Genomic DNA, 23,663 nt, shown 5'->3' on the forward strand with positions numbered 1-23,663 from the left:
CGATTCACTAAAATAGTGATATGAAAATAAACACGGTGACCGGTTTTCACAAGCCTCTTGAGAGGCTTGTGAAGTATAGGCCCTTATAGGGAAGCCTAAAAACCGCACGTTTTACGTGTGGATTGTTATTTGCTTCCTAAAACTCAGCTACTTTCCTTCTGCTAAATTTTTCTTTTCTTCCAATGCTTCCCAACGCATAAATGCGGTTTCCAGTTCGGCTTCGGCATCTGCCAACGCTTTCAATTTGGCATCCGTCACATCGTGAGATTGTTGGAAGAAATTCGGGTCACCGATTTCGGTTTGAAGTGCGGTGATTTTTTCTTCTAAATCTTCCAACAGTTGCGGAAGCTGTTCCAGTTCGCGCTGTTCTTTGTAAGAAAGTTTAACGGATTTGGATTTGTTGGAAACCTGTTTATTTTCCACCGCACTTTCTTCTTTTTTCGGCTCAACTTTTTTCTGTTTCTCTGTGTTCTGTTCAGCTTTTTGAGCAAAATAATTGGCTTGTTGCTGCTTGGCATCGAAGAAGCCTCCGACATATTTGTTTAGCACACCATCGCCTTCAAAGATGTAGCATTCCGTCGCGGTGTTGTCGATAAATTGACGGTCGTGGCTGACGATGATCAATGTGCCTTGGTAATCGGTGAGGATTTCTTCCAAAAGCTCCAAGGTTTCTACGTCCAAGTCGTTGGTCGGTTCGTCAAGAATCAATAAATTATTCGGTTTTAATAATAATTTTGCCAATAACAGACGATTGCGTTCACCACCGGAAAGGGCTTTTACCGGCGTCATGGCGCGTTTCGGTGGGAACAAGAAATCTTGCAAATAGCCCAACACATGGCGTTTGATGCCGTTGACTTCCACGTCCTGCTTGCCATCGGCAACGTTATCCATCACGGATTTTTCCGGATCAAGATCGGCACGGTATTGGTCGAAATAAGCAATGTCTAATTTGGTTCCGCAGCGAATGGAGCCGCTTGTCGGTTGAATTTCACCGAGCAACAATTTGATAAAGGTGGTTTTACCACACCCGTTCGGGCCGACTAAAGCGATTTTGTCGCCGCGTAAAATGGTGGTACTAAAATCTTTAAGTAATTGTTTGCCGTCAATGTCATAACTGACGTTTTCCATTTCAAATACGATTTTGCCGGAGCGGCTGGACGTGTCTAATTGCAATTTTGCGGTGCCCATCACGTCACGACGTTGGCGACGTTCTTCGCGCATGGCTTTTAACGCGCGCACGCGTCCTTCATTACGGGTGCGACGGGCTTTGATGCCTTGGCGAATCCAGACTTCTTCTTGCGCTAAGCGTTTATCAAATAACTCATTTTGTAACGCTTCTACCCGCAAGTTTTCTTCTTTCGCGGTAAGGTATAAATCGTAGTTGCCGGGGTAAGACACCAATTTGCCGCGATCTAAATCCACGATGCGAGTCGCCATTTTGCGAATGAAAGAACGGTCGTGAGAAATAAACACAATGCTCCCGTCAAATTCCATCAGGAAATTTTCCAGCCATTCGATGGCATCCACATCCAAGTGGTTAGTCGGCTCATCTAACAACAACACATCCGGGTTACACACTAAGGCGCGCGCCAAAGCGGCTTTACGCAACCAACCACCGGATAAATCAGCAAGTTTCGTATTCGGATTTAATTCAAGTTTTTGTAACACTTCATTGATTTTATTTTCAAACTGCCAACCATTAGCATGTTCCAATTTCGCTTGAATTTGGGCAAGTTGGTTTAACGTCTGCTCGCTGTAATGCTGCTCTAGCTGCACGGAAATATGATGGTATTCCTTCAATAAATCTGCCAAATGCTCAATCCCTTCCGCCACATAATCAAACACATTGCCTTCTGCATGGCGCGGCGGATCCTGCTCTAAACGAGACACGACCAAGTCTTTTTCATACTGTACTTTGCCATCATCCATGATGACATCGCCGGCAATGATTTTAAGCAACGTAGATTTGCCTGCGCCGTTGCGACCGACTAAACAGACGCGTTCGTTAGGTTCAATATGTAGCTCTGCATGATCCAATAAAGGGGCATCGCTGAAAGAAAGATATCCGTTAGTTAAGCTGATAAGTGCCACAAAAAAAATCCTATAAAAAATGAAAAAATAGTGAAAAAATGACCGCACTTTTAACGCAATGATATTGCCAATATCAAATCTCGATCATCTTTAGCCACACATTTTGTGCGCTAAGGAAAAAAACAAAACGCAAAATACCCTCAAGATATTTTGCGTTTTATGTCAACGTCAATTAATTCGCGACATTGATTTGTTGTCCATCCACAAAGGTTACACTACGAGGAACAGAATACACGGAGACATCCTGTGAATTAGTAAACAACGTGCGGTATTCATCTTGAATTTTATTAAACGGAATGCGTAAGTTGACTGTCGCTTTAGATTTCGCAGCTAGCGGTTTTGCAAAATCGAGAGGAATATCCTGAGAATAAAGCATGTGTTGGTCATGCCAATATGATGCAATCCAGTAAAGCGATTTGATCGGCTTATTCCCCAGATTCTCAATAGAATATTTCGCCAGAACATACGCTTGGTTATCTTCGTTAACAATAAATTTCCGCTCTTCAAAATGGATATTAACGTGTTTTTGGAAAAACGAGAGAGGCGTGTCATTCGTATTCTTCTGTGCGGTTTGCGTTGCCTGTGGTGCTGAAGAGGCGGATTCCGATTCTTTGGGTTTTATCCCTTGTTTCGCCGCCAGCGCTGTACCGACCACTACAATAGAAGCAAACGAGACTAAAGCGATGACTTTCATTAATTTCATTATCGTAACTACCTTATTAAGCTGTTTATTTTTCTGAAATTCTACCCGATCCCCTTAGCAAAATAAATGAGATTTTATATATCCATAAAAGACAAAGGGTAGAACACCTCTACCCTTTCTCTGCAATTATGCTGTTGTTTTCTTATTTTCATCTGCAATACAGGCTGCCGCTGTAAACAGAACATCTGTGGAAGAGTTCAATGCGGTTTCAGTTGAATCTTGCAGGATACCAATAATAAAGCCAACTCCAATCATTTGCGCAGCGACATCATCGGAAATACCGAATAAGCTACAGGCTAAAGGAATCAATAGCAAGGATCCACCGGCCACACCAGAAGCACCACACGCGCATAAACTTGCAACAATACTAAGTAAAATTGCACTACTGAAAGAAACCTCAATGCCTAATGTATTCGCTGCCGCAAGTGTAAGAATCGTAATGGTAATTGCCGCACCGGCCATATTAATGGTCGCGCCTAACGGAATAGACACAGAATAAGTTTCTTCGTCTAAATTCAAACGTTTTGCCAAATTAATATTCACCGGAATATTTGCTGCTGAACTACGGGTAAAAAATGCGGTTAATCCACTTTCACGCAAACAAGTCCAAACAAGTGGATAAGGGTTACGGCGAATTTTCCAGAAAACTAAAATTGGATTCACGACAAAGGCGACAAATAGCATTGCACCAATTAAAACACTTAATAACTGAGCATAACCGCCTAACGCTACTAATCCTTTATCTGCAAGTGTTTGAGCAACCAAGCCAAATACACCAATAGGAGCAAATGTGATGATGACATAAACAATCTTAGACACGGCTTCAGAAAAATCTGATACCACATTTTTTGTTGTGTCTGAGGCATGACGAAGTGCTAAGCCTAAACCGATTGACCACGCCAATACACCAATAAAATTCGCTTTAAAAATGGCATTTAGCGGGTTGTCCACGACATTAAATACAAGATCTAATAACACTGTGCCAACCCCTTTAGGTGCCGACGCGATATCTTCTTTGACAGAAAGTGCCACTTCCACCGGAAATAAGAAAGAGGCAATTACGGCGACTAATGCGGCCAAGAAAGTACCTAGCAAATAAAGCACAATGATGGATTTCATGCTGGTTTGTGTTCCCACCTTTTTATTGGCAATTGCCGCCATAACTAAAACAAAAATTAATAATGGCGCAACTGCGCGGAGTGAGCGCACAAAGATCTGGCCAAGTACGCCGACTTCGCTTGCCAAGTTAAAACCGAGTGATGGTTCCAAAATAGGCGTAACGAGAGCAACAACGATACCTAAAACCAAGCCGATGGCAATCCGTTTGACCAAATTGCCCTGAAAAAATAAAGAAATTAAACGTGATGTTTTCATATTAAATTAATGATGTTGTGCAAATAAAGTTGCGATGAGTCTTTGAATCACATGTGATTCCCCTGAGGGAATTAAAGATAGCCTAAATTTCAATTAAAGAAAACAGAACAGATCAAATTTTTATTGGCATAAGCAAGATGAGAAAGTACAGCAATATGTTGACATACTGTATATAAACACAGTAAAATTGAAATATAGAAAATTTAGGCTTACGCTAAGGAATTACCATGAATAACAATAATACGCTTGTTTCAATGAACTACAGCGGTTCATCCTATCAACCGCTTCCTTTTTTTGAAGAACAAAAATCAGAAAAATTCCACTATCGCAAAAAACTCGACCTTAACTTGTATTGTGTAAAACACCCAAAACAGACATGTTTTATTCATATCTCCAATCCCAATCTATTAGCATGGGGAATTGAAGCGGGTGATATGTTAGTCGTTGAAAAGAGTGATAAGGTATTTATCGGAGAATTCGTGGTGATGGAAATTGAAAATAATTTTTGTCTTTATGAATTGATCGCTTATACAGACGGCGAATTCGTCTTTTTGTCGTTAGATAAAGACAAAGAAAATATTAAAACGTCTAACTGGAATAATCTTCCTATCGTTGGGGTGGTCACAAACATTATTCACCAACTCCCTCGAAAAAGAACGCATTTTATTGCGTAAATCTTCCTTTCTTATGGCTTATTAAATCACTGCCTTCACAAGGAATACATAAGCCTTGTGAAGGCAGCTAAACTAAACGAAATACTCGCTATTTAGATTCTTCCCAGCCTGCCGGCGGTGTAACCGGTTGGCGATTCATCAACTGTTTGATTTGCTCTTCTTCAATGGTTTCATATTTTACTAACGCATCTTTCATGGCGTGTAAAATATCCATATTGTCGATCAAAATTTGTCTCGCACGTTCATAGTTACGAGTCACAATCGCACGGACTTCCTCATCGATCACATGCGCAGTTTCATCAGACATGTGTTTTGCTTTCGCCATGGAACGTCCCAAGAACACTTCCCCTTCATCCTCAGTATAAAGAATTGGGCCCAGTTTATCGGAGAAACCCCATTGAGTCACCATGTTACGAGCAATATTAGTTGCCACTTTAATATCGTTAGAAGCACCTGTAGAAATATTTTCTTCGCCGTAAATCAAGTCTTCTGCTAAACGCCCTGCATACAATGTAGAAAGTTTACTTTCCAATTGTTTTTGACTGATGCTGACTTGGTCGCCTTCCGGTAAGAAGAAGGTTACACCTAAAGCACGTCCGCGTGGAATGATTGTCACTTTATGCACAGGATCGTGTTCCGGCACCAAATAACCAACAATGGCATGACCCGCTTCATGATAGGCGGTGGACTCTTTTTGCTTATCAGTCATGATCATGGTGCGACGTTCAGGTCCCATGTTGATTTTATCTTTGGCTTTTTCAAACTCAACCATTGTCACAGTACGTTTATTGGTACGTGCAGCAAATAACGCCGCCTCATTCACCAAGTTTGCCAAATCCGCACCGGAATAACCTGGCGTACCACGCGCAAGCGTCATTGCATCCACATCCGGCCCAATAGGTACTTTTCGCATGTGAACTTTAAGAATTTGCTCACGACCTTTCACATCAGGCAATCCAACCACCACTTGACGGTCGAAACGCCCCGGGCGGGTTAACGCAGGGTCTAAAACATCCGGACGGTTAGTTGCAGCAATCACGATAACGCCTTCATTACCTTCAAATCCATCCATTTCAACCAACATTTGGTTTAAGGTTTGCTCGCGTTCATCATGACCACCACCAAGACCAGCACCACGTTGGCGGCCAACAGCATCAATTTCATCAATAAAAATCAAACAAGGTGCATTTTTCTTCGCTTGTTCAAACATATCGCGCACACGAGAAGCCCCGACCCCCACAAACATTTCTACGAAATCAGAACCGGAAATCGTGAAGAAAGGCACTTTTGCTTCCCCGGCAATGGCTTTCGCCAATAAGGTTTTACCGGTACCTGGAGGCCCCACCATTAAAATCCCTTTTGGAATTTTACCGCCAAGATTTTGGAATTTTTTTGGCTCACGCAAGAAATCAACAATTTCAGCCACTTCTTCTTTTGCTTCATCACAACCGGCTACATCTGCAAAAGTGGTTTTAATTTGCTCTTGTGTCATCATACGCGCGCGGCTTTTACCAAAGCTCATGGCTTTACCACCACCGCCTTGCATTTGACGCATGAAGAAAACCCAAACGCCAATTAATAACAGCATCGGGAACCAAGCAATCAAGATTTGAGATAATAATCCTCTTCTCTCCTGAGGGGTGCCTTCTACTTTGACTTTTTTATTTAATAAATCATTCAATAAGTTTTTATCTTCTAAAGGAATGACAGTGGTATATTTAGCTCCATCTGCTTTGGTAACTAAAATTTCATTGTCTTCAAACTTAGCCTGACGCACCTGACCATTTTCAATATCAGTAATAAAAGTGGTATAGTCCGTTACATTGCCGTTAGAAGCCGAATTAAAACTTTGATATGCCGTTATCATTACGGCAGCAACAACAAACCAAAGAATTAAACTTTTTACCATATCGTTCAAGGCATTACTCCATACTTATAAAGTTAATAAAATGTCGCAAGGTTACTATATTTGTTTCGAAAGTGAAAGTTATCAAATTGATTGTCTTTCTTTGTGACTTCACCATTAAAACTTATAGCCGCTTGCAACGATATAAACTTCCCGAGAACGATCTCGAGAGGCCTCAGGTTTCCGAACTTTTACCACACTAAAGAGAGAACGAATCTCTTTTAAGTATTCATCAAAACCTTCACCCTGAAAAACTTTTACAACAAAACTACCTTTGTTTGCCAACACCTGTTTGCACATATCCAATGCCAGCTCAACCAAATACATTGCGCGTGGAATATCTACTGACGGCATTCCACTGAAATTCGGTGCCATATCCGACATCACCACATCGACTTTTTCTTCACCAACGCGCTCTAGCAAAGTATTCAACACATTTTCATCACGGAAATCCCCTTGCAGAAAATCTACGCCGACAATGGGATCCATTTCCAAAATATCGCACGCGATAACCCGCCCATTTCGACCGATTTGACTCACGACATACTGCGACCAACCGCCCGGTGCGGCACCAAGATCGACTACTGTCATACCCGGTTTAAACAAACGGTCCGTTTGTTGGATTTCATCAAGTTTAAAATATGCACGGGAACGCAATTTTTGTTTATGCGCTTTTTGTACAAAAGGATCTTTAAAATGTTCATTTAACCAGCGAGTAGAACTCGCCGAGCGTTTTTTCTTGCCCATAACCTGTCTTATGTTTTTTTAATGTTCTTGTATATAAAGGCTTAAGATTGACTTTTCAAGCCTCAAATCATCATTAATAAAAAAATCCACCTTTCCTCGATTTTTGACAGAAAGGTGGCGTAAATCAGAAAGGTACTTATTGTAACAATTAAAGTGCGGTCTATAAAATGATCGTTTTATTCTTATAGACGAAAATGCGATCGTGCAATGCCAAATCTAAGGCTCGGCTCAATACTGTTTTTTCTACATCGCGTCCAGCCTTCATCATGGCTTCCGCGCTATAAGTATGGTCAATATTGATCACATTTTGCATAATAATCGGACCTTGATCCAATTCATTATTAATAAAATGTGCTGTTGCACCAATAATTTTTACACCGCGCTCATAAGCTTGTTGATACGGTCTCGCACCAATAAATGCCGGTAAGAATGAATGGTGAATATTAATCACTCGATTAGGATAACGTGCCACAAATTTTGGATTTAACACGCGCATATACTTCGCCAGCACAATGTAATCCGGAGCAAATTCGTCAATTTTTTCGGCGAGCAATGCATCGTGTTCTTCACGAGTCAAATTCTGATGACTAATGCAAAAATAGGGCACATCAAAACGTTCTGCCAATGTACGCAATGCTTCATGATTTCCAATCACTGCAGCAATCTCCACATCAAGACCGCCATAGTAATTTTTCATCAAAATATCGCCTAAACAATGCGCTTCTTTCGTGACTAAAATCACAATTCGTTTACGTTTTGTACTGAGTAGGTGGCAATTCGTCCCTTCCGGCAGACTCAGTGCCAAATCGGCCAACAAGGTTTCTTCATTAAAAATGCCTTGGAGTTCCGTACGCATGAAAAAATGCTTAGTTTCAAAATCAACAAATTCATTATTATGCACAATATTTAATTGGTGCTTATAACAAATATTGGTAATTTTGGAGATTAACCCAATCGCATCCGAACAGTCGGTTAATAGTATTTTATTCTCAATCATAAATTCTGTGTCATCTTGATAAAAAAAGAAACCCATAAAAATGGGTCTCTTTTAGTCATTATTATCAATTAAATTTCAAAAGAGGACAAAGGCTTTCCTTGATCTAATTGCGCCTGAATTGCCTTCGGTGTTCTGCCTTGACCGGTCCACGTTTTTGTTACGCCATTTTCATCAACATATTGATATTTTGCGGGTCTTGTTGAACGTTTTTTAGAAACACCGCTGACTTTTTCAGAGACATCCAAGCCTAAAATTTCAGCTAATTCTTGTCTAGAAATTCCTTCTTTTTCAAGTAATTCTTTATATTTTGCGATCCGTTCTTGGCGTGCATTTTCTTCTTCTTGAGCTTTCGCTAACTCTACTTTTTTCTCAGAAACAAGCGTCTCAATCTTTTCAAGAAGATTTTCTAATTGCTCTACAGAAAAATCACGCGTAGCAAGACGCAAGCTACGAATATTAGACAATACTTTCAACACTTCACTCATTAATTTTCTCCTCTGGTATTAATATAAGTAAACTGGAATCCAAATTATGATAAACAAATTATATACCAAGGTAAATATCTATTTCTTAAATTATTTTATATCAATGACATCTCTTTTATATTGGCATTTCTCTGTTTTTATTGTAGTCTTATAGCGTCCTATACATACGTAGAGGTGCAAACGTTATAAGTATATTTTCAGAGTGGATAACGATGAAGAAAATGGAAAGGAACGTTTGCCGAAATCAGTTAAGAGTCGTTTTAGCTGGTTGGTGGCGTCTTCGAAAGAACCGTCACTGTCATAGTCAATCAAACTATGGAGCGCTACTGGTTAGGTTAGGTCTTTATTTGCCTGCCTTTTTAAATTATTTCTAGTTATTCTAAGTATTTAAAGTCAGTGGTTCTCCCTTAATTTTAGGTAGAACACCATATGGAACTCATCGATTATTCATCGTCAATTTGGTCAATTATTCCCCCATTGCTTGCATTAGCATTAGCGATTATTACACGTAAAGTGCTCCTTTCTTTGAGCGTGGGTATCTTAGTCGGCGCCGCCATGCTGGCAAATTTTGAACCGTTAAATACCTTAGTGTATTTAAAAAATAATATTGCTTCCCTCTTCATTAAAGAAGATGGATTAAATAGCAACAACATTAACATTCTTCTTTTCTTATTATTGCTTGGCGTTTTGACCGCACTTTTAAGCATGTCCGGCAGTAACCGAGCCTTTGCTGAATGGGCGCAAAAGCACATCAAAGGTCGCCGTGGTGCTAAATTAGTGGCAGCCTCTTTAGTTTTTATCACCTTTATTGATGATTATTTCCACAGCTTAGCAGTGGGTGCGATTGCGCGTCCAATTACCGATAAATTCAAAGTTTCTCGCGCGAAATTAGCTTATATTTTAGATTCGACTGCTGCGCCAATGTGCGTATTAATGCCGGTATCCAGCTGGGGCGCTTACATTATTACGCTTATTGCAGGTTTATTAGCTACCTACTCCATTACCGGCTACTCACCCATTGGAGCGTTTATGGCAATGAGCGCCATGAACTATTACGCAATTTTCTCAATTATCATGGTCTTTTTTGTTGCCTATTTTTCTTTTGATATCGGTGCGATGGCAAAACATGAAAAATTAGCACTAAGTGCAGAAGAGATTACCGAAACGCAATCTTCTGAGGTAAAAGGCCATGTACGTAATCTTGTATTACCGATTTTAACCTTAATTATCGTGACCGTTTCTGCCATGATGTATACCGGTAATGAAGCCCTAGCAGCTGACGGCAAGCCTTTCTCTATCTTAGGAGCATTTGAAAATACCACTGTTGGCGTGTCATTAGTTACCGGGGGTTTAAGTGCGGTTTTGGTTGCATCACTGTGTATTTTTGCCGATCGTTTGGTGAATGTTCCCGAATATGTTAAAGCTTGGGGCGTGGGAATTAAATCCATGTCCGGTGCAATTCTCATTCTATTCTTCGCATGGACAATTAATAATGTGGTAAGTGATGTGAAAACCGGTGCTTATTTAGCGTCTTTAGTTTCTGATACATTGCCACTTGCCTTATTACCTGCACTTTTATTTATTTTGGCATCCGTTATGGCATTCTCCACCGGCACCAGCTGGGGAACCTTCGGTATTATGTTGCCAATCGCTGCTGCGATTGCTTCTCACGCAATGCCGGGTTCTGTAGAATTTATGCTACCTTGCTTATCTGCCGTCATGGCAGGAGCCGTTTGTGGTGACCATTGCTCCCCAGTATCCGATACAACCATTTTGTCTTCCACTGGGGCGAAATGCGACCACATGGATCACGTCACCTCCCAATTGCCTTATGCCCTTACTGTGGCAATAGCAACTATTGCAGGTTATGTTGTAGTGGGGTTCACCTACTCCGGCTTACTTGGTTTTATCACTACAGGTGCCGTGCTCACCTTACTCGTGTTTATCTTTAAAAAGCGATAAATTGTGATCTCGCGCACAAAAATCAAATTTAAAATTAAATTCTGTAATTTTTATAAAATGCGACATAAAGTCGCATTTTTCCTATCCAAACTAAAAGTTAATTTATAAAATTTCAAACATGTAAACTTATGCAGAATTTTATATTGCAAAATAGGCTAAAAACCCAAATCCTCGCTTAACTTTTCAATAGACAAGCAAACCTCTTTTCGTTAAGAATAATCCGTAATGAACCAAACTTATACTATCGGTATAAAAGTGCGGTCAAAAAAAGCGATACTTTTTAAAGCAAATAGGAAGAGGTAAAAATGAAGAAATTATCGGGAGCAGAAATGGTCGTTCAATCCTTGCGTGATCAAGGTGTTGAATTTTTATTTGGTTACCCAGGTGGGGCGGTTTTAGATATTTACGATGCAATCCATACTTTAGGGGGCATCGAACACATTTTAGTACGCCACGAACAAGCGGCAGTACACATGGCTGACGGCTATGCACGAGCTACCGGCAAAGTGGGTTGTGTTTTAGTCACCTCTGGCCCAGGCGCCACCAATGCCATTACCGGTATTGCCACGGCGTATGCGGATTCCATTCCGTTAGTGGTGCTTTCCGGACAAGTTCCATCAGGGTTAATTGGTAGCGATGCCTTCCAAGAATGCGACATGATAGGCATCTCCCGTCCGGTCGTGAAACACAGCTTTTTAGTTAAAAACTCGGAAGACATTCCGACCATTATTAAGAAAGCCTTTTATATTGCCTCCACCGGCCGCCCCGGCCCTGTGGTCATTGATTTACCAAAAGATGTTGTTAATCCATTAAACAAATTTGCCTACACTTATCCGGAAGAAGTCACTTTGCGTTCTTACAGCCCAACGGTGCAAGGTCACAAAGGGCAAATCAAAAAAGCCTTAAAAGCCTTATTGGTGGCAAAAAAACCGGTGCTTTTCGTGGGCGGTGGTGTGATTTCAGCCAACTGCCACGATGCCTTAACACGCTTTGCTAAACAGTTAAATTTGCCAGTCACCTCTTCTCTTATGGGTCTAGGCGCATTCCCGGGCACGGATAGACAATTCCTCGGGATGCTTGGTATGCACGGCACTTATGAAGCCAATACGGCAATGCATAACAGCGACTTGATTTTAGGTATCGGCGTTCGCTTTGACGATCGCACCACCAATAATCTCGCAAAATATTGCCCACATGCCAAAGTGATTCATGTGGATGTGGATCCCACCTCCATTTCCAAAACCGTACCGGTGGCGATTCCGATTGTCGGCAGCGCAGAAAGCGTATTAGAGGAATTTTTATCCTTATTAGAAGATGAAAACCTTGCGAAGTCTCAATCGGATTTAACGGATTGGTGGAAACAAATCGAACAATGGAAAGCCGTGAAATGCTTAGATTTCGATCATCACAGCGGCGTAATCAAACCTCAGCAAGTGATTGAAACCATCTATCGTTTAACTCAAGGTAATGCTTATATGGCATCGGATGTAGGGCAACATCAAATGTTCGCTGCATTACACTACCCGTTCGACAAACCACGTCGTTGGATCAACTCCGGTGGGCTCGGTACTATGGGCTTCGGTTTGCCTGCAGCACTTGGCGTCAAACTGGCCGATCCAAAAGCAACGGTAGTTTGTATTACCGGTGATGGGAGTATTCAAATGAACATTCAGGAGCTTTCTACCGCCAAACAGTATGATATTCCTATCGTCGTCATTTGTTTGAACAACCATTTCCTCGGCATGGTGAAACAATGGCAGGATTTGATTTATTCCGGTCGCCATTCACAAACTTACATGAATTCATTGCCGGATTTCGTAAAATTAGCAGAAGCCTACGATCATGTGGGAATTCAAATCGCCAAATCGGAAGAATTGGAAGAAAAGCTTAAACAAGCGTTCAGCATTAAAAATAAACTGGTCTTTGTTGACATCAACGTTGATGCCAACGAACACGTTTACCCAATGCAAGTGCGTGGAGGCGCCATGAATGAAATGATTTTAACTAAACCGGAGAATGCATAATGCGTAGAATCTTATCCGTATTACTCGAAAATGAATCAGGCGCGTTATCCCGCGTCGTCGCCTTATTCTCACAACGCGCTTTCAACATCGAAAGCCTGACTGTGGCCCCCACAGATGATCCAACATTATCCCGTATGACTATCGAAACCTACGGCGATGAACAAGTGTTGGAGCAAATTGAAAAGCAATTGCACAAATTGGTGGATGTGTTCAAAGTGATTAATTTAAGCGACAGTGAACACGTTGAGCGTGAAGTGATGTTAATTAAAGTTCGTGCGCAAGGCGTTGCGCGGGAAGAACTGAAACGTTTGACGGATATTTTCCGTGCACAAATTGTAGACGTTACCACGAAGTCTTACATTATCCAACTCACCGGCACTAAAGATAAACTTGATGCCTTTGTAAACACTCTGAAAGAAGAAGCCGTTGTCATCGAAATCGTCCGTTCCGGTTTGGTGAGCTTACCACGTGGAGAAAAAGGCTATTTATAGTCAATAAATAAACACAAAGTGCGGTCAAAATTCGGAATATTTTTTGCAAAAGAAATTTAATCTATTTTTAACCAAAAAAATTCTGAAAATAGCATAATCATACTTACTTAAGCCCCATTCACGGGGCTTAATAAGTTATAGCTTCTCTCGTTACATACAAACAAAAACTGACAAAACTTTAACAAATCTTTACACTGCCATCCATAATAATCATTGAGTCAATAAGTCATTAAGTATAGAATAAGGAAATTTTTTACATTTCATTTACTTATGCTTAAAAAATTCTTTAATTATCTACATTCTCGTCTATTTTGGCTGTGGCTTTTTTGGCTTTCCTTTCTCACACAAACCATTTCTCCCGAAGATAGCATCTTTTACGGATTATTTGTTATATATATTCTCTACTACTTGATTTTTTCATTTAACCAAAAAGTATTTTGGTATTTTCTTACTTTTATTGTCATCACATTATCACTTTACTATCCTGTTTATTTATCCTATGGAAAATTAAATTCAGGCGTGGTCGCTGCATTTTTTGAAACGAATCCAGCTGAATCCTTTGAGTTTTTAGGAAAACTTAAGTTTGATCAATTTAATTTACCGCTATTATTTATATTCTCAACGTTCATCTTATACAAACTAAGAAAATCTGTTAATCCACAAGATAAAACATCAGAAAAAGAAATAAAAGAAAAGAGAATATTAAACATTATTCTTACTATATTGGCAATATTCAGTACAGTTTGGGTGCCAACTAAATTCTACTTTGAAAACAAATCAGAAGATCAAATCGATTCACATTGGACATTAGCTAATAGTCCTGTAAACCTTATTGCATTTTATGCAAATATTATTGAAAGTATTATTGATTACTATCAAGATAAAAGCGATCTTGAAAATGTACAGAATATTTCTCCTCCCTGGCATATCATTTCAGCCCAACCTCAATATAAAAACTATGTTCTAATTATTGGTGAAAGTGCCAGAAGAGATTATATGTCAACTTATGGTTTTAATTTACCTACTACTCCATTTTTAGATAAAACGACCGGCTACATTAATGCAGGTTATGTTTCCAGCGCACCGGCTACTTACCATTCATTGTTAAACTCATTGCATTTTAAATCCAAGAGAAAAGGTAAAAAAGATTATTCCTACAATATTATTACGTTGGCTAAAATGGCAGGAATAAAAACTTTTTGGCTATCAAATCAAGGTAGCATTGGCAAATATGATACGCTAACCAGTCGTTTAGGTATCAGTGCAGACTTCCACTATTTTACTAAAAAAGGCGGCTTTTCAACAAATAATGCCGATGATATGAAATTGTTAGATGAATTAAAAATTCGATTTAAAGAAAAAACCTACTCAAATAATGTAAGGCTATTTGTCATTCATTTAATGGGTTCACATCGTAATTTTTGTCAGCGACTTAAAGAAGAAGAGAAAAAACTGGAATTTATTAATGAGAGCCTATCTTGTTATGTAAATACAATTTTAAAAACAGATAAATTCATTGAGGAAACAGTGACTTTATTAAAAGAACAAAATGAACCTTACTCATTAATTTATTTTTCAGATCATGGATTATCGCATATTAACAAAGAAGATAAAAAAGAGGTTGATTTAGATTTTGGCGATAAATATAAACAAAACTTTGATGTCCCTTTTGTCAAAATCTCTAGCGATGACAATACAAGAGAAGTAGTTAATATAAAAAGAAGCGCATTTAACTTTATCTATGGGTTCTCTCAATGGCTAGGAATACAAACCGAAGAATTAAATAATCACTACGATTTTTTCTCAAATAAAGACGATGAAGAAATTAAAGTGTTTAACTTCCAAGACAATATTCCTTATGACTCATTAAAAACAGATAATATTCCACAACTTTAATCCACAACTTACTTAGGATGACATGATGAATCAATATAGTGCTACAACAGTAAAAGTCGTCTTTTTTATGTCAGGCTTTGCCGCATTAATCTATCAAATCGCATGGCAGAGAATATTATTTACTGCCTTTGGTGTGGATTTAGAATCCATCACCATCATTATAGCTGTCTTTATGGCCGGCCTCGGTATCGGCGCTTATTTTGGTGGCCGTATCGCCGACAAATTCCCCAAACACATTATTTTCTATTTTGCACTCACCGAAATTGGTATTGGTGTTTTTGGTTTTGCCAGTCCAACGCTAATAGAGTTAACAAAAAATCTATTCTTGCATTCAAGCATTGTTACCGTTGCTTTCTCTAATTTTGTATTGCTCCTTTTTCCCACCTTCCTCATGGGAAGTACATTACCTCTATTAACTCAATACTTAAACCAACATTTTGATAATATTGGAAATAATATCGGCTGGTTATATTTTACCAACACCTTAGGTGCTGCATTTGCTTGTATAAGTACTGGTTTTATTTTATTTAATCACTTAACCATTACACAAGTCATCTACTTAGCGGCTATCATTAATTGCCTTGTCGCAATCATTATTTTCTTTAAATACGGAAGAAAAGGAGTAAATCATGACAATAACTAAAAAAGCAATAATATTGTCATTCTTAAGTGGTTTCTTAAGTCTAGGGCTTGAAGTCATTTGGATTCGACTTTTTAGTTTCTATGGCGCCACCTTGCCACAAATTTTTTCTCTAACACTAGCATTGTTTTTATTAGGTATTGCTTGTGGATCGCTTGTAGGTAAAAGATTGTGTCAGTCCGGCAAAGGGAATATTAACTATATCGGATACTCGTTTATCTTTTCTTCTCTCCTTGATTGCCTGGCGATTGCTCTGTTAATTTTCTTCCCACTTCAAGGCATATTCGGCATCTTTATCGTGTCTATTTTCTTTTGTGCCTTAGCACGCGGTGTGGTTTTCCCTATCGTGCATCATCTCGGTGCTGAACAAAAGAAAACCGGTGCCGCTATTTCCAACGTATATTTCGCCAATGTTCTGGGCTGTACCATTTCACCGATATTAATCGGTTTTTATCTTTTAGATATTTTTACCACACAACAAACTTATTTCCTTATTATATTGACAACGTTGATTACTGCTGTATTTTGTGTAAAAGAGAAATGGTTAAAAATGGCCACAACTCTTGCAACTGTAATTGTGATTATAACAGCCTTTACTGCACCTGAAGAAATCATTCATTCACTGGCACAAAGAACGGATGATGATGGAAAACCGTTAAAATTAGAGAAGTTAATTGAAAATAAACATGGCTTTATTCAAGTTTATTTAAATGACGAAAACGACGAACTTGTTTTTGGCACGAACGTTTATGATGGAATGTTAAATACCAGCTTGACGCGTAACCATAATGGTATTGAACGCGCCTACTTATTACCGGTTATTGCGCCTCACGCCAAAAATATTTTAGTAATTGGCTTAAGTACAGCATCATGGACAAGGGTGCTTACCTCCATGCCGGAATTAGAATCCATGACGGTCATTGAACTTAATCCGGCGTATCCGCAGCTTGCCGGTATGTACCCTGAAATGCAAAAATTCCTACAAGATAAACGCGTTAATCTGATTACGGATGATGGTCGTCGTTGGTTAAATAAAAATCCGGAGAAAAAATTTGATTTTATCCTGATGAATATGACATTCCACTGGCGCAATTATTCCACCAACATGCTGAGTAAAGAATTTTTAACCTTAACGAAAGCGCATTTAAATCCGAATGGCTTTATTTATTTTAATACGACCAGCTCGCTTGATGCACACTATACTTCAAAAGTAGTCTTCCCATACAGTTATAGCTACATGAATATGTCATTAGCTTCGCTTAACCCGATGACTGAGCTAACTAAAGAGCAAGTGGAACACAATCTGTCCCGATTAAAGTGGGAAGATGGCCAACCGGTATTTAATTCACAAGAAGCCTTAGAAAATGGTACAAACCAAATTCTTGGCAAACCATTAATCCCATATGAAAAAATAGATTTTTCAGAATTAAATCGCAAACCTGAAATCATCACTGACGCTAATATGATTACTGAATACAAATATGGCCTTTTAAATAAATAATCCCTCAAATTAAGGAGGTTTCAACACCTCCTTAATTTTTATCTCAAACGCCCTTTTCCTCTTTTACTGAAAAATAAACCAAAAACCCACCGCACTTTTCTTTACTCTTTTGTAAATTTCTTTGTCAACGCCTTGTATTTTTCTGTACTAGTGTAGTAGTATATTGTTCATCATAGAAAGTGCGGTCATTTTTCTAAATGAATTTTTCCGTACCCCAATTCCACAATAAGGAGAAATATACATGACAAAAATTGCATTGGTGACAGGCGCTACTGCCGGTTTTGGGAACGCCATTTGCCACACGTTATTAAAAGCGGGCTATTTAGTGATTGGTACAGGAAGAAGACAAGAACGTTTAGCGCAATTAGAACAAGAATACGGCAAACAATTCTTCCCTCTCGCATTCGATATTTCGGATCGTCACGCAGCTGAAAAGGCATTAAAAACACTGCCGGCAGAATTACAAGCCATTGATTTATTGGTGAATAACGCAGGCCTTGCTCTTGGCTTAGAAACAGCGGATAAGTCCGATTTAGATGACTGGGAAAAAATGATCGATACCAACGTGAAAGGTTTGGTCACCGTAACCCGTTTGGTTTTGCCGCAAATGGTGGCGCGTAATCAAGGGCATATCATCAATTTAGGCTCTATTGCCGGTAATTATGCCTATCCGGGCGGTAACGTTTACGGCGGCACGAAAGCTTTCGTGAAACAATTCAGTTTAAACCTCCGCGCAGATTTGGCCGGCACCAATGTGCGTGTTTCCAATATAGAACCCGGTTTATGTGGTGGCACGGAATTTTCTAACGTGCGCTTTAAAGGCGATGATGCCCGTGCAGCACAAGTGTATGAAAACGTACAATATGTCACGCCGCAAGATATTGCCAATATCGTGTTATGGCTTAACCAACAACCGGAGCACGTAAACATTAACCGAATTGAAGTCATGCCGACAGCACAAACCTTTAACCCGTTAAAAGTAAGCAAAAATGACTAAGTCGCCCAGCAAACTTTCCCGTTTTTTAACTGAAATTACTGAGCCTTATTTGGCCTTTTTACGTGGGCTAACGCCTGCCTTGCTGTTTTTTGTGCTGTATATGGTGATGACGGAATACATTAAAGATCCGGAGTTTAGAAAAGGATTATTTTTCTACATTAATGAGCCTGATTTAATCGACATCGTCTATTATGTCATCCGCTGCTTTGTCGCCATTCCATTGTTAATTATGCTCTCGGCTTACTTACTCAGTTTACGGAGTTTTTACTTAAAGCAACAAAATATCCTTGCCGAGATTGGTTTTAGCCCGATGGCAACCTTTTTACTTTGGGCAATTTTTTGGTTAATTCAACTGATTTCAAGTGTATTTGTTGTTTTATTCGCTGTCATAAATTTCTACAAAATCTACGACAGCCTGTTTTTAATGTCATAAGGAAAGCCTATGTCAGACACGATTTTAAACCCTTATTTTGGGGAATTTGGCGGAATGTATGTGCCGGAAATTTTAGTGCCTGTGCTTCAACAATTAGAAAAAGCGTTTGTTGAAGCCAAAGACGATCCCGAATTTCAACGTGAATTTCAGGATCTCCTGAAAAATTATGCCGGCAGACCGACCGCACTTACGCTTTGCCGTAACTTAACCAAAGGCACCAAAGCAAAAATTTATTTAAAACGGGAAGATTTACTCCACGGCGGTGCCCACAAAACCAACCAAGTTTTAGGTCAGATTTTACTGGCAAAACGTATGGGGAAAACCCGCATTATTGCGGAAACCGGCGCAGGTCAACACGGTGTCGCGACGGCCCTTGCTTGTGCCATGTTGGATATGCCTTGCCGTATTTATATGGGAGCAAAAGATGTAGAACGCCAATCACCAAATGTGTTCCGTATGCGCTTAATGGGGGCTGAAGTAGTGCCGGTGCAAAAAGGTTCTTGCTCCTTAAAAGATGCGTGCTGTGAAGCCATGCGTGATTGGTCGGCAAATTATGAAAACACCCATTATCTTCTAGGTACGGCGGCAGGCCCTCACCCCTTCCCAACCATTGTACGCGAATTCCAAAAAATGATTGGCGAAGAAACCAAACGTCAAATCTTAGAAAAAGAAGGTCGTTTGCCGGATGCGGTGATTGCAGCGGTAGGTGGCGGTTCAAATGCAATCGGTATGTTTACGGATTTCATTGATGAACCGAATGTGCGTTTAATTGGCGTCGAACCTGCCGGCCATGGCATTGAAACAGGTGAACATGGCGCTCCATTAGGCCATGCCAAAGTCGGTATTTATTTCGGGATGAAGTCGCCGTTAATGCAAACAGAAGACGGCCAAGTGGAAGAATCCTACTCCATTTCTGCCGGGCTAGACTTCCCTTCTGTCGGCCCGCAACACGCTTATTTGCAAAGCATTGGTCGCGCGGAATACCCAAGCATTACCGATGATGAAGCCTTAAATGCGTTCCAAGCACTGGCAAAACATGAAGGCATTATTCCTGCATTAGAAAGTTCTCATGCTCTGGCGCACGCATTAAAAATGATTCATCAGGAACCCAATAAAGCACAAATTTTGGTGGTGAATTTATCCGGTCGTGGGGATAAAGACATTTTCACCGTAGATAAAATTTTAAACGAAAAAGGAATGCAATTATGAGCCGTTTTGAAATGACCTTTTCCCGATTACGCGCAAAAAAGGAAGGCGCATTCGTTCCTTTCGTTACCTTATGCGATCCAACCTTTGACCGTTCTTTTGAGATTATTTGTACCCTCGTCGATAACGGCGCGGACGCATTGGAATTGGGCTTCCCGTTTTCTGATCCGTTATTAGACGGCCCTGTTATTCAGGCAGCCAATAATCGTGCGCTCAATGCGGGCCATAGCACGGAAGACAGCTTTAAATTGCTTGCCAAAGTGCGGTCAAAATACCCCGAGATTCCAATTAGCCTATTACTTTGCGCGAATTTAATTTTTGCCAAAGGCTTGAATAATTTTTATCAACGTTGTGCGGAAGTCGGTGTGGATGCCGTTTTAGTGGCGGATATTCCATTATTGGCAAAAGAAGACTATGTCCAAGCAGCCAAAAAACACGGTGTTCAACCCGTCTTTATTTGCCCGCCGAATGCGGATCAAAAAACGATTCAAGGTGTGGCTGAAAGCAGTAAAGGTTATACGTATTTGGTCTCTCGTGCTGGCGTAACCAGCGCAGAAAACCAAGCTCACGCGGCTAACTTAGATACCCTTGTAGAACAACTCAAGGCTCACCATGCTCCGCCTATTCTACAAGGTTTCGGCATCGCCCAACCAGCGCAAGTCAAAGAAGCGCTTCAACTTGGCGCAGCCGGCGCGATTTCCGGTTCAGCAACCGTAAAAATCATTGAACGAAATTTAGAAAATCACCCCCAATGTTTAACGGAACTCGCTGAGTTTGTTCGCAGCATGAAAGCCGCCACGAAATAGTGGAAAAATAATTCCATTAAATATGGCACCTTAACGAATTAACCTTTGCTAAGGTGCTTTTTTACAACCTTTTACTTTTTCCGTAACGAGACTTCGCCTGCATTAAAATATTGCACACCCTTTTCTGTCATGAGACATAAATGACCTTGTGCATTAATCCCCTGTTCAATACCTGAAATGGTACTTTTTTCGCTTATCACATTCACTTCCGTGCCTAAATAGGCATCATATTCCAGCCATTGTTGTTGCATTTCCGCATCAATACCATGCTGTTCAAAACGCGCTAAATAACAATAAATGGTATTGACCATTTGTATGATCAGTTTCTCTCGATCAATATGTGGGAAAAACTCCGTCAACTCAGCCCAAGGTTGATCGATTTGTTTTTCTTGACCAAGAGAAACATTCATGCCGATACCAACAACCAAATTCAGTTTACCGTTAGGTTGGTTAACGATTTCCACCAAAATGCCGGCAAGTTTTCGGTCATTGACCAAAATATCATTCGGCCATTTCACTTGAAAACCGTACATATCCAATTCAACCAATGCTTGCACAATCGCCAAGCCAATCACGGTACTTAACCCATCTAGAGGTTTACGAGGATCCAATTGCCAGTAAAAACTCATGATAATTTGCCCGGCAAAAGGCGAAATCCATTGCCTCCCACGACGACCACGCCCGGCGGTTTGATATTCAGCCAAGCAAAGATCACCCTTTTTAAGATGCGCAACATGCTCTAATAAATATTGATTGGTTGAAGAAATGACCGGTTTAACCACCACCTGATAAGGTTTCAACGCCTCCGCTAGGCGTTTTTCATTTAATAAAGGTAATTCAGGGATCAAATAAAGATGATCATTTTCTAACGCAAAATACAGTCCTTGTTGCTCCATCTGGCGCACTTCTGCTAATAATTCCTCTTTGCTGCAAGCTAAAAGTGCGGTCAAATTTTCCAATGAATTTTCTACATCGCTTGTCAGTAATTCTAGTAATTTCGCCATAAATCCTTCCTGTTTTTCAGCGTTTAAACGGTGGTTATCATACGCTAAAAACGCAAATTTTTTATCATTTTTTCTTTTCAAATACAGGATGGATCTGTATAATCCGCCCGCAATATTTTTTCATCATTTTTAACTTAAAGAGAGATATTGCAATGGCATTACGCATCTTAAAAGAAGCACTCACATTTGACGACGTTCTTCTTGTTCCAGCCCACTCCACTGTGTTACCGAACACAGCTAACCTTTCTACTCAATTAACCTCAACGATTCGTTTAAATATTCCTATGTTGTCAGCGGCAATGGATACCGTCACCGAAACCAAACTGGCCATTTCCCTTGCACAAGAAGGCGGTATTGGCTTTATTCATAAAAATATGTCCATTGAACGCCAAGTGGATCGCGTGCGTAAAGTGAAAAAATTTGAAAGCGGCGTGGTTTCCGATCCCATTACGGTGCCACCAACATTGACCATCAGCGAATTAAAAGCCATTGCACAGAAAAATGGCTTTGCCGGTTATCCGGTTGTCGATGCTGAAGGTAATTTAGTCGGTATTATCACCGGTCGCGATACCCGCTTTGTCTCTGATTTAAACAAAACCGTTGCCGATTTCATGACACCGAAATCTCGTTTGGTTACAGCTAAAGAAGGAGCAAAACGTGAAGAGATTTTCCAATTAATGCACGAACATCGCGTAGAGAAAGTGTTAATTGTTGATGATAACTTCAAATTAAAAGGCATGATTACCTTAAAAGACTATCAAAAAGCAGAACAAAAACCGAATGCCTGTAAAGACGAATTCGGTCGTTTGCGCGTCGGCGCAGCGGTTGGCGCAGGCCCAGGCAACGAAGAACGCATTGATGCGTTAGTCCAGGCCGGCGTCGATGTCTTATTAATCGACTCTTCTCACGGCCACTCCGAAGGCGTGTTACAACGTGTACGTGAAACACGTGCAAAATACCCGAATCTACCGATTGTTGCCGGTAACGTTGCCACCGCAGAAGGTGCGCTTGCCTTGGCGGATGCCGGCGCTAGTGCAGTCAAAGTAGGGATTGGCCCTGGCTCTATTTGTACCACCCGTATCGTCACCGGCGTGGGTGTGCCACAAATTACCGCCATTTCTGATGCGGCTGAAGCCTTAAAAGATCGTGGTATTCCGGTCATTGCTGACGGTGGTATCCGTTACTCCGGCGACATTGCCAAAGCCCTCGCTGCAGGCGCAAGCTGCGTCATGGTCGGTTCCATGTTTGCCGGTACAGAAGAAGCACCGGGCGAAATTGAACTGTATCAAGGCCGTGCGTTCAAATCTTACCGTGGCATGGGCTCTCTTGGTGCTATGGCGAAAGGCTCAAGCGACCGTTATTTCCAATCTGATAACGCTGCCGACAAATTAGTACCGGAAGGTATTGAAGGCCGTATTCCTTATAAAGGCTTGCTCAAAGAAATCATTCACCAACAAATGGGCGGATTGCGTTCTTGCATGGGATTAACCGGCTGCGCCACCATTGATGACTTACGCACAAAAGCCCAATTCGTCCGCATCAGTAGTGCAGGCATTAAAGAAAGCCATGTGCACGATGTCACCATCACCAAAGAAGCCCCAAACTATCGCATGAGCTAATTGGGCGTTTCGAGTAATAAATAAAAAAGTGCGGTGGATTTTTAAAATAGTTCGGTATTATGTAGCAGTTGCACAAAGATTTAACCGATTAAAAACCTTAAAATCCC

The 23,663-nt window shown here is 40.4% G+C and carries 20 protein-coding genes and 1 riboswitch; of the genes, 12 read left to right on the forward strand and 8 right to left on the reverse strand.

Going from position 1 to position 23,663, the window contains the following annotated elements; all coding sequences use genetic code 11:
• Nucleotides 1-147: 147 nt before the first annotated feature.
• From Q0203_RS07315 to sstT, 3 genes are all read right to left on the reverse strand, one after another.
• A complete protein-coding gene (locus tag Q0203_RS07315) occupies nucleotides 148-2,091 on the reverse strand; it encodes an ABC transporter ATP-binding protein (RefSeq protein WP_297930946.1) in 1,944 nt (647 codons plus the stop codon).
• A gap of 172 nt (nucleotides 2,092-2,263) precedes the next feature.
• A complete protein-coding gene (locus Q0203_RS07320; protein WP_297930949.1) occupies nucleotides 2,264-2,794 on the reverse strand; it encodes a hypothetical protein in 531 nt (176 codons plus the stop codon).
• A 126-nt stretch (nucleotides 2,795-2,920) separates the two neighbouring features.
• Entirely contained in the window at nucleotides 2,921-4,168 is a 1,248-nt protein-coding gene (gene sstT, locus Q0203_RS07325) for a serine/threonine transporter SstT (protein WP_021616957.1), read from the reverse strand.
• A gap of 227 nt (nucleotides 4,169-4,395) precedes the next feature.
• Here sstT and Q0203_RS07330 point away from each other — a divergent pair, with 227 nt between their 5' ends.
• Nucleotides 4,396-4,842 carry a S24 family peptidase gene (locus Q0203_RS07330; RefSeq protein WP_295975549.1) on the forward strand — a complete coding sequence of 149 codons (447 nt, stop codon included), beginning with the start codon at nucleotides 4,396-4,398 and terminating at the stop codon, nucleotides 4,840-4,842.
• A gap of 88 nt (nucleotides 4,843-4,930) precedes the next feature.
• Here the strand turns inward: Q0203_RS07330 and ftsH are convergent, their stop codons facing one another.
• The 4 genes from ftsH to Q0203_RS07350 all read right to left on the reverse strand — a co-directional run bounded on the left by ftsH (nucleotide 4,931) and on the right by Q0203_RS07350 (nucleotide 8,977).
• Nucleotides 4,931-6,751: an ATP-dependent zinc metalloprotease FtsH gene (gene ftsH, locus Q0203_RS07335; RefSeq protein ID WP_297930986.1), complete on the reverse strand. Its 1,821-nt coding sequence runs from the start codon at nucleotides 6,749-6,751 to the stop codon at nucleotides 4,931-4,933.
• Nucleotides 6,752-6,865: 114 nt separating this feature from the next.
• Nucleotides 6,866-7,495 carry a 23S rRNA (uridine(2552)-2'-O)-methyltransferase RlmE gene (gene rlmE / locus Q0203_RS07340; RefSeq protein WP_021616954.1) on the reverse strand — a complete coding sequence of 210 codons (630 nt, stop codon included), beginning with the start codon at nucleotides 7,493-7,495 and terminating at the stop codon, nucleotides 6,866-6,868.
• A 160-nt stretch (nucleotides 7,496-7,655) separates the two neighbouring features.
• A complete protein-coding gene (gene purU, locus Q0203_RS07345; protein ID WP_297930954.1) occupies nucleotides 7,656-8,492 on the reverse strand; it encodes a formyltetrahydrofolate deformylase in 837 nt (278 codons plus the stop codon).
• 68 nt (nucleotides 8,493-8,560) lie between these two features.
• Nucleotides 8,561-8,977: an H-NS family nucleoid-associated regulatory protein gene (locus Q0203_RS07350; RefSeq protein ID WP_297930957.1), complete on the reverse strand. Its 417-nt coding sequence runs from the start codon at nucleotides 8,975-8,977 to the stop codon at nucleotides 8,561-8,563.
• Nucleotides 8,978-9,138: 161 nt separating this feature from the next.
• A riboswitch (Lysine riboswitch) is annotated at nucleotides 9,139-9,311 on the forward strand.
• Nucleotides 9,312-9,406: 95 nt separating this feature from the next.
• On the opposite strand from Q0203_RS07350, the gene Q0203_RS07355 reads away from it, so the two are divergent.
• The 10 genes from Q0203_RS07355 (at nucleotide 9,407) to trpA (ending at nucleotide 20,933) form a co-directional block, all read left to right on the forward strand.
• A complete protein-coding gene (locus tag Q0203_RS07355) occupies nucleotides 9,407-10,939 on the forward strand; it encodes a Na+/H+ antiporter NhaC family protein (protein ID WP_297930960.1) in 1,533 nt (510 codons plus the stop codon).
• A gap of 305 nt (nucleotides 10,940-11,244) precedes the next feature.
• The gene (locus Q0203_RS07360) at nucleotides 11,245-12,963 is read left to right on the forward strand and encodes an acetolactate synthase 3 large subunit (RefSeq protein ID WP_297930962.1); all 1,719 of its coding nucleotides are present in this window, start codon (nucleotides 11,245-11,247) and stop codon (nucleotides 12,961-12,963) included.
• Nucleotides 12,963-13,454 carry an acetolactate synthase small subunit gene (ilvN, locus tag Q0203_RS07365; protein ID WP_021616948.1) on the forward strand — a complete coding sequence of 164 codons (492 nt, stop codon included), beginning with the start codon at nucleotides 12,963-12,965 and terminating at the stop codon, nucleotides 13,452-13,454. Before Q0203_RS07360 ends, ilvN begins: the two co-directional genes overlap by 1 nt.
• A 270-nt stretch (nucleotides 13,455-13,724) precedes the next feature.
• On the forward strand, nucleotides 13,725-15,350 hold the full coding sequence (locus Q0203_RS07370; protein WP_366517301.1) for a sulfatase-like hydrolase/transferase: 1,626 nt from the start codon (nucleotides 13,725-13,727) through the stop codon (nucleotides 15,348-15,350).
• 25 nt (nucleotides 15,351-15,375) lie between these two features.
• Nucleotides 15,376-15,993: a fused MFS/spermidine synthase gene (locus tag Q0203_RS07375; RefSeq protein ID WP_297930967.1), complete on the forward strand. Its 618-nt coding sequence runs from the start codon at nucleotides 15,376-15,378 to the stop codon at nucleotides 15,991-15,993.
• Complete coding sequence (locus Q0203_RS07380; protein ID WP_297930969.1) at nucleotides 15,980-17,491, forward strand: fused MFS/spermidine synthase; 1,512 nt, start codon at nucleotides 15,980-15,982, stop codon at nucleotides 17,489-17,491. The genes Q0203_RS07375 and Q0203_RS07380 overlap by 14 nt, the downstream gene beginning before the upstream one ends.
• A gap of 241 nt (nucleotides 17,492-17,732) precedes the next feature.
• On the forward strand, nucleotides 17,733-18,488 hold the full coding sequence (locus tag Q0203_RS07385; protein ID WP_297930971.1) for an SDR family oxidoreductase: 756 nt from the start codon (nucleotides 17,733-17,735) through the stop codon (nucleotides 18,486-18,488).
• Complete coding sequence (locus tag Q0203_RS07390; protein ID WP_109103807.1) at nucleotides 18,481-18,921, forward strand: hypothetical protein; 441 nt, start codon at nucleotides 18,481-18,483, stop codon at nucleotides 18,919-18,921. Before Q0203_RS07385 ends, Q0203_RS07390 begins: the two co-directional genes overlap by 8 nt.
• Before the next feature lie 9 nt (nucleotides 18,922-18,930).
• Entirely contained in the window at nucleotides 18,931-20,130 is a 1,200-nt protein-coding gene (gene trpB / locus Q0203_RS07395) for a tryptophan synthase subunit beta (protein ID WP_297930974.1), read from the forward strand.
• A complete protein-coding gene (gene trpA / locus Q0203_RS07400) occupies nucleotides 20,127-20,933 on the forward strand; it encodes a tryptophan synthase subunit alpha (protein ID WP_297930977.1) in 807 nt (268 codons plus the stop codon). The genes trpB and trpA overlap by 4 nt, the downstream gene beginning before the upstream one ends.
• Before the next feature lie 71 nt (nucleotides 20,934-21,004).
• On the opposite strand, the gene birA is transcribed toward trpA, so the two are convergent.
• Nucleotides 21,005-22,018 (reverse strand): bifunctional biotin--[acetyl-CoA-carboxylase] ligase/biotin operon repressor BirA, encoded by a 1,014-nt coding sequence (birA, locus tag Q0203_RS07405; protein WP_297930980.1) that lies wholly within the window; start codon nucleotides 22,016-22,018, stop codon nucleotides 21,005-21,007.
• A gap of 71 nt (nucleotides 22,019-22,089) precedes the next feature.
• Between birA and guaB the strand changes: the two genes are divergently transcribed.
• Nucleotides 22,090-23,556 (forward strand): IMP dehydrogenase, encoded by a 1,467-nt coding sequence (gene guaB / locus Q0203_RS07410; protein WP_297930983.1) that lies wholly within the window; start codon nucleotides 22,090-22,092, stop codon nucleotides 23,554-23,556.
• Nucleotides 23,557-23,663 lie beyond the last annotated feature (107 nt).

This window comes from uncultured Aggregatibacter sp. (assembly GCF_938046485.1).
In the GTDB taxonomy this organism is placed as follows: domain Bacteria; phylum Pseudomonadota; class Gammaproteobacteria; order Enterobacterales; family Pasteurellaceae; genus Aggregatibacter.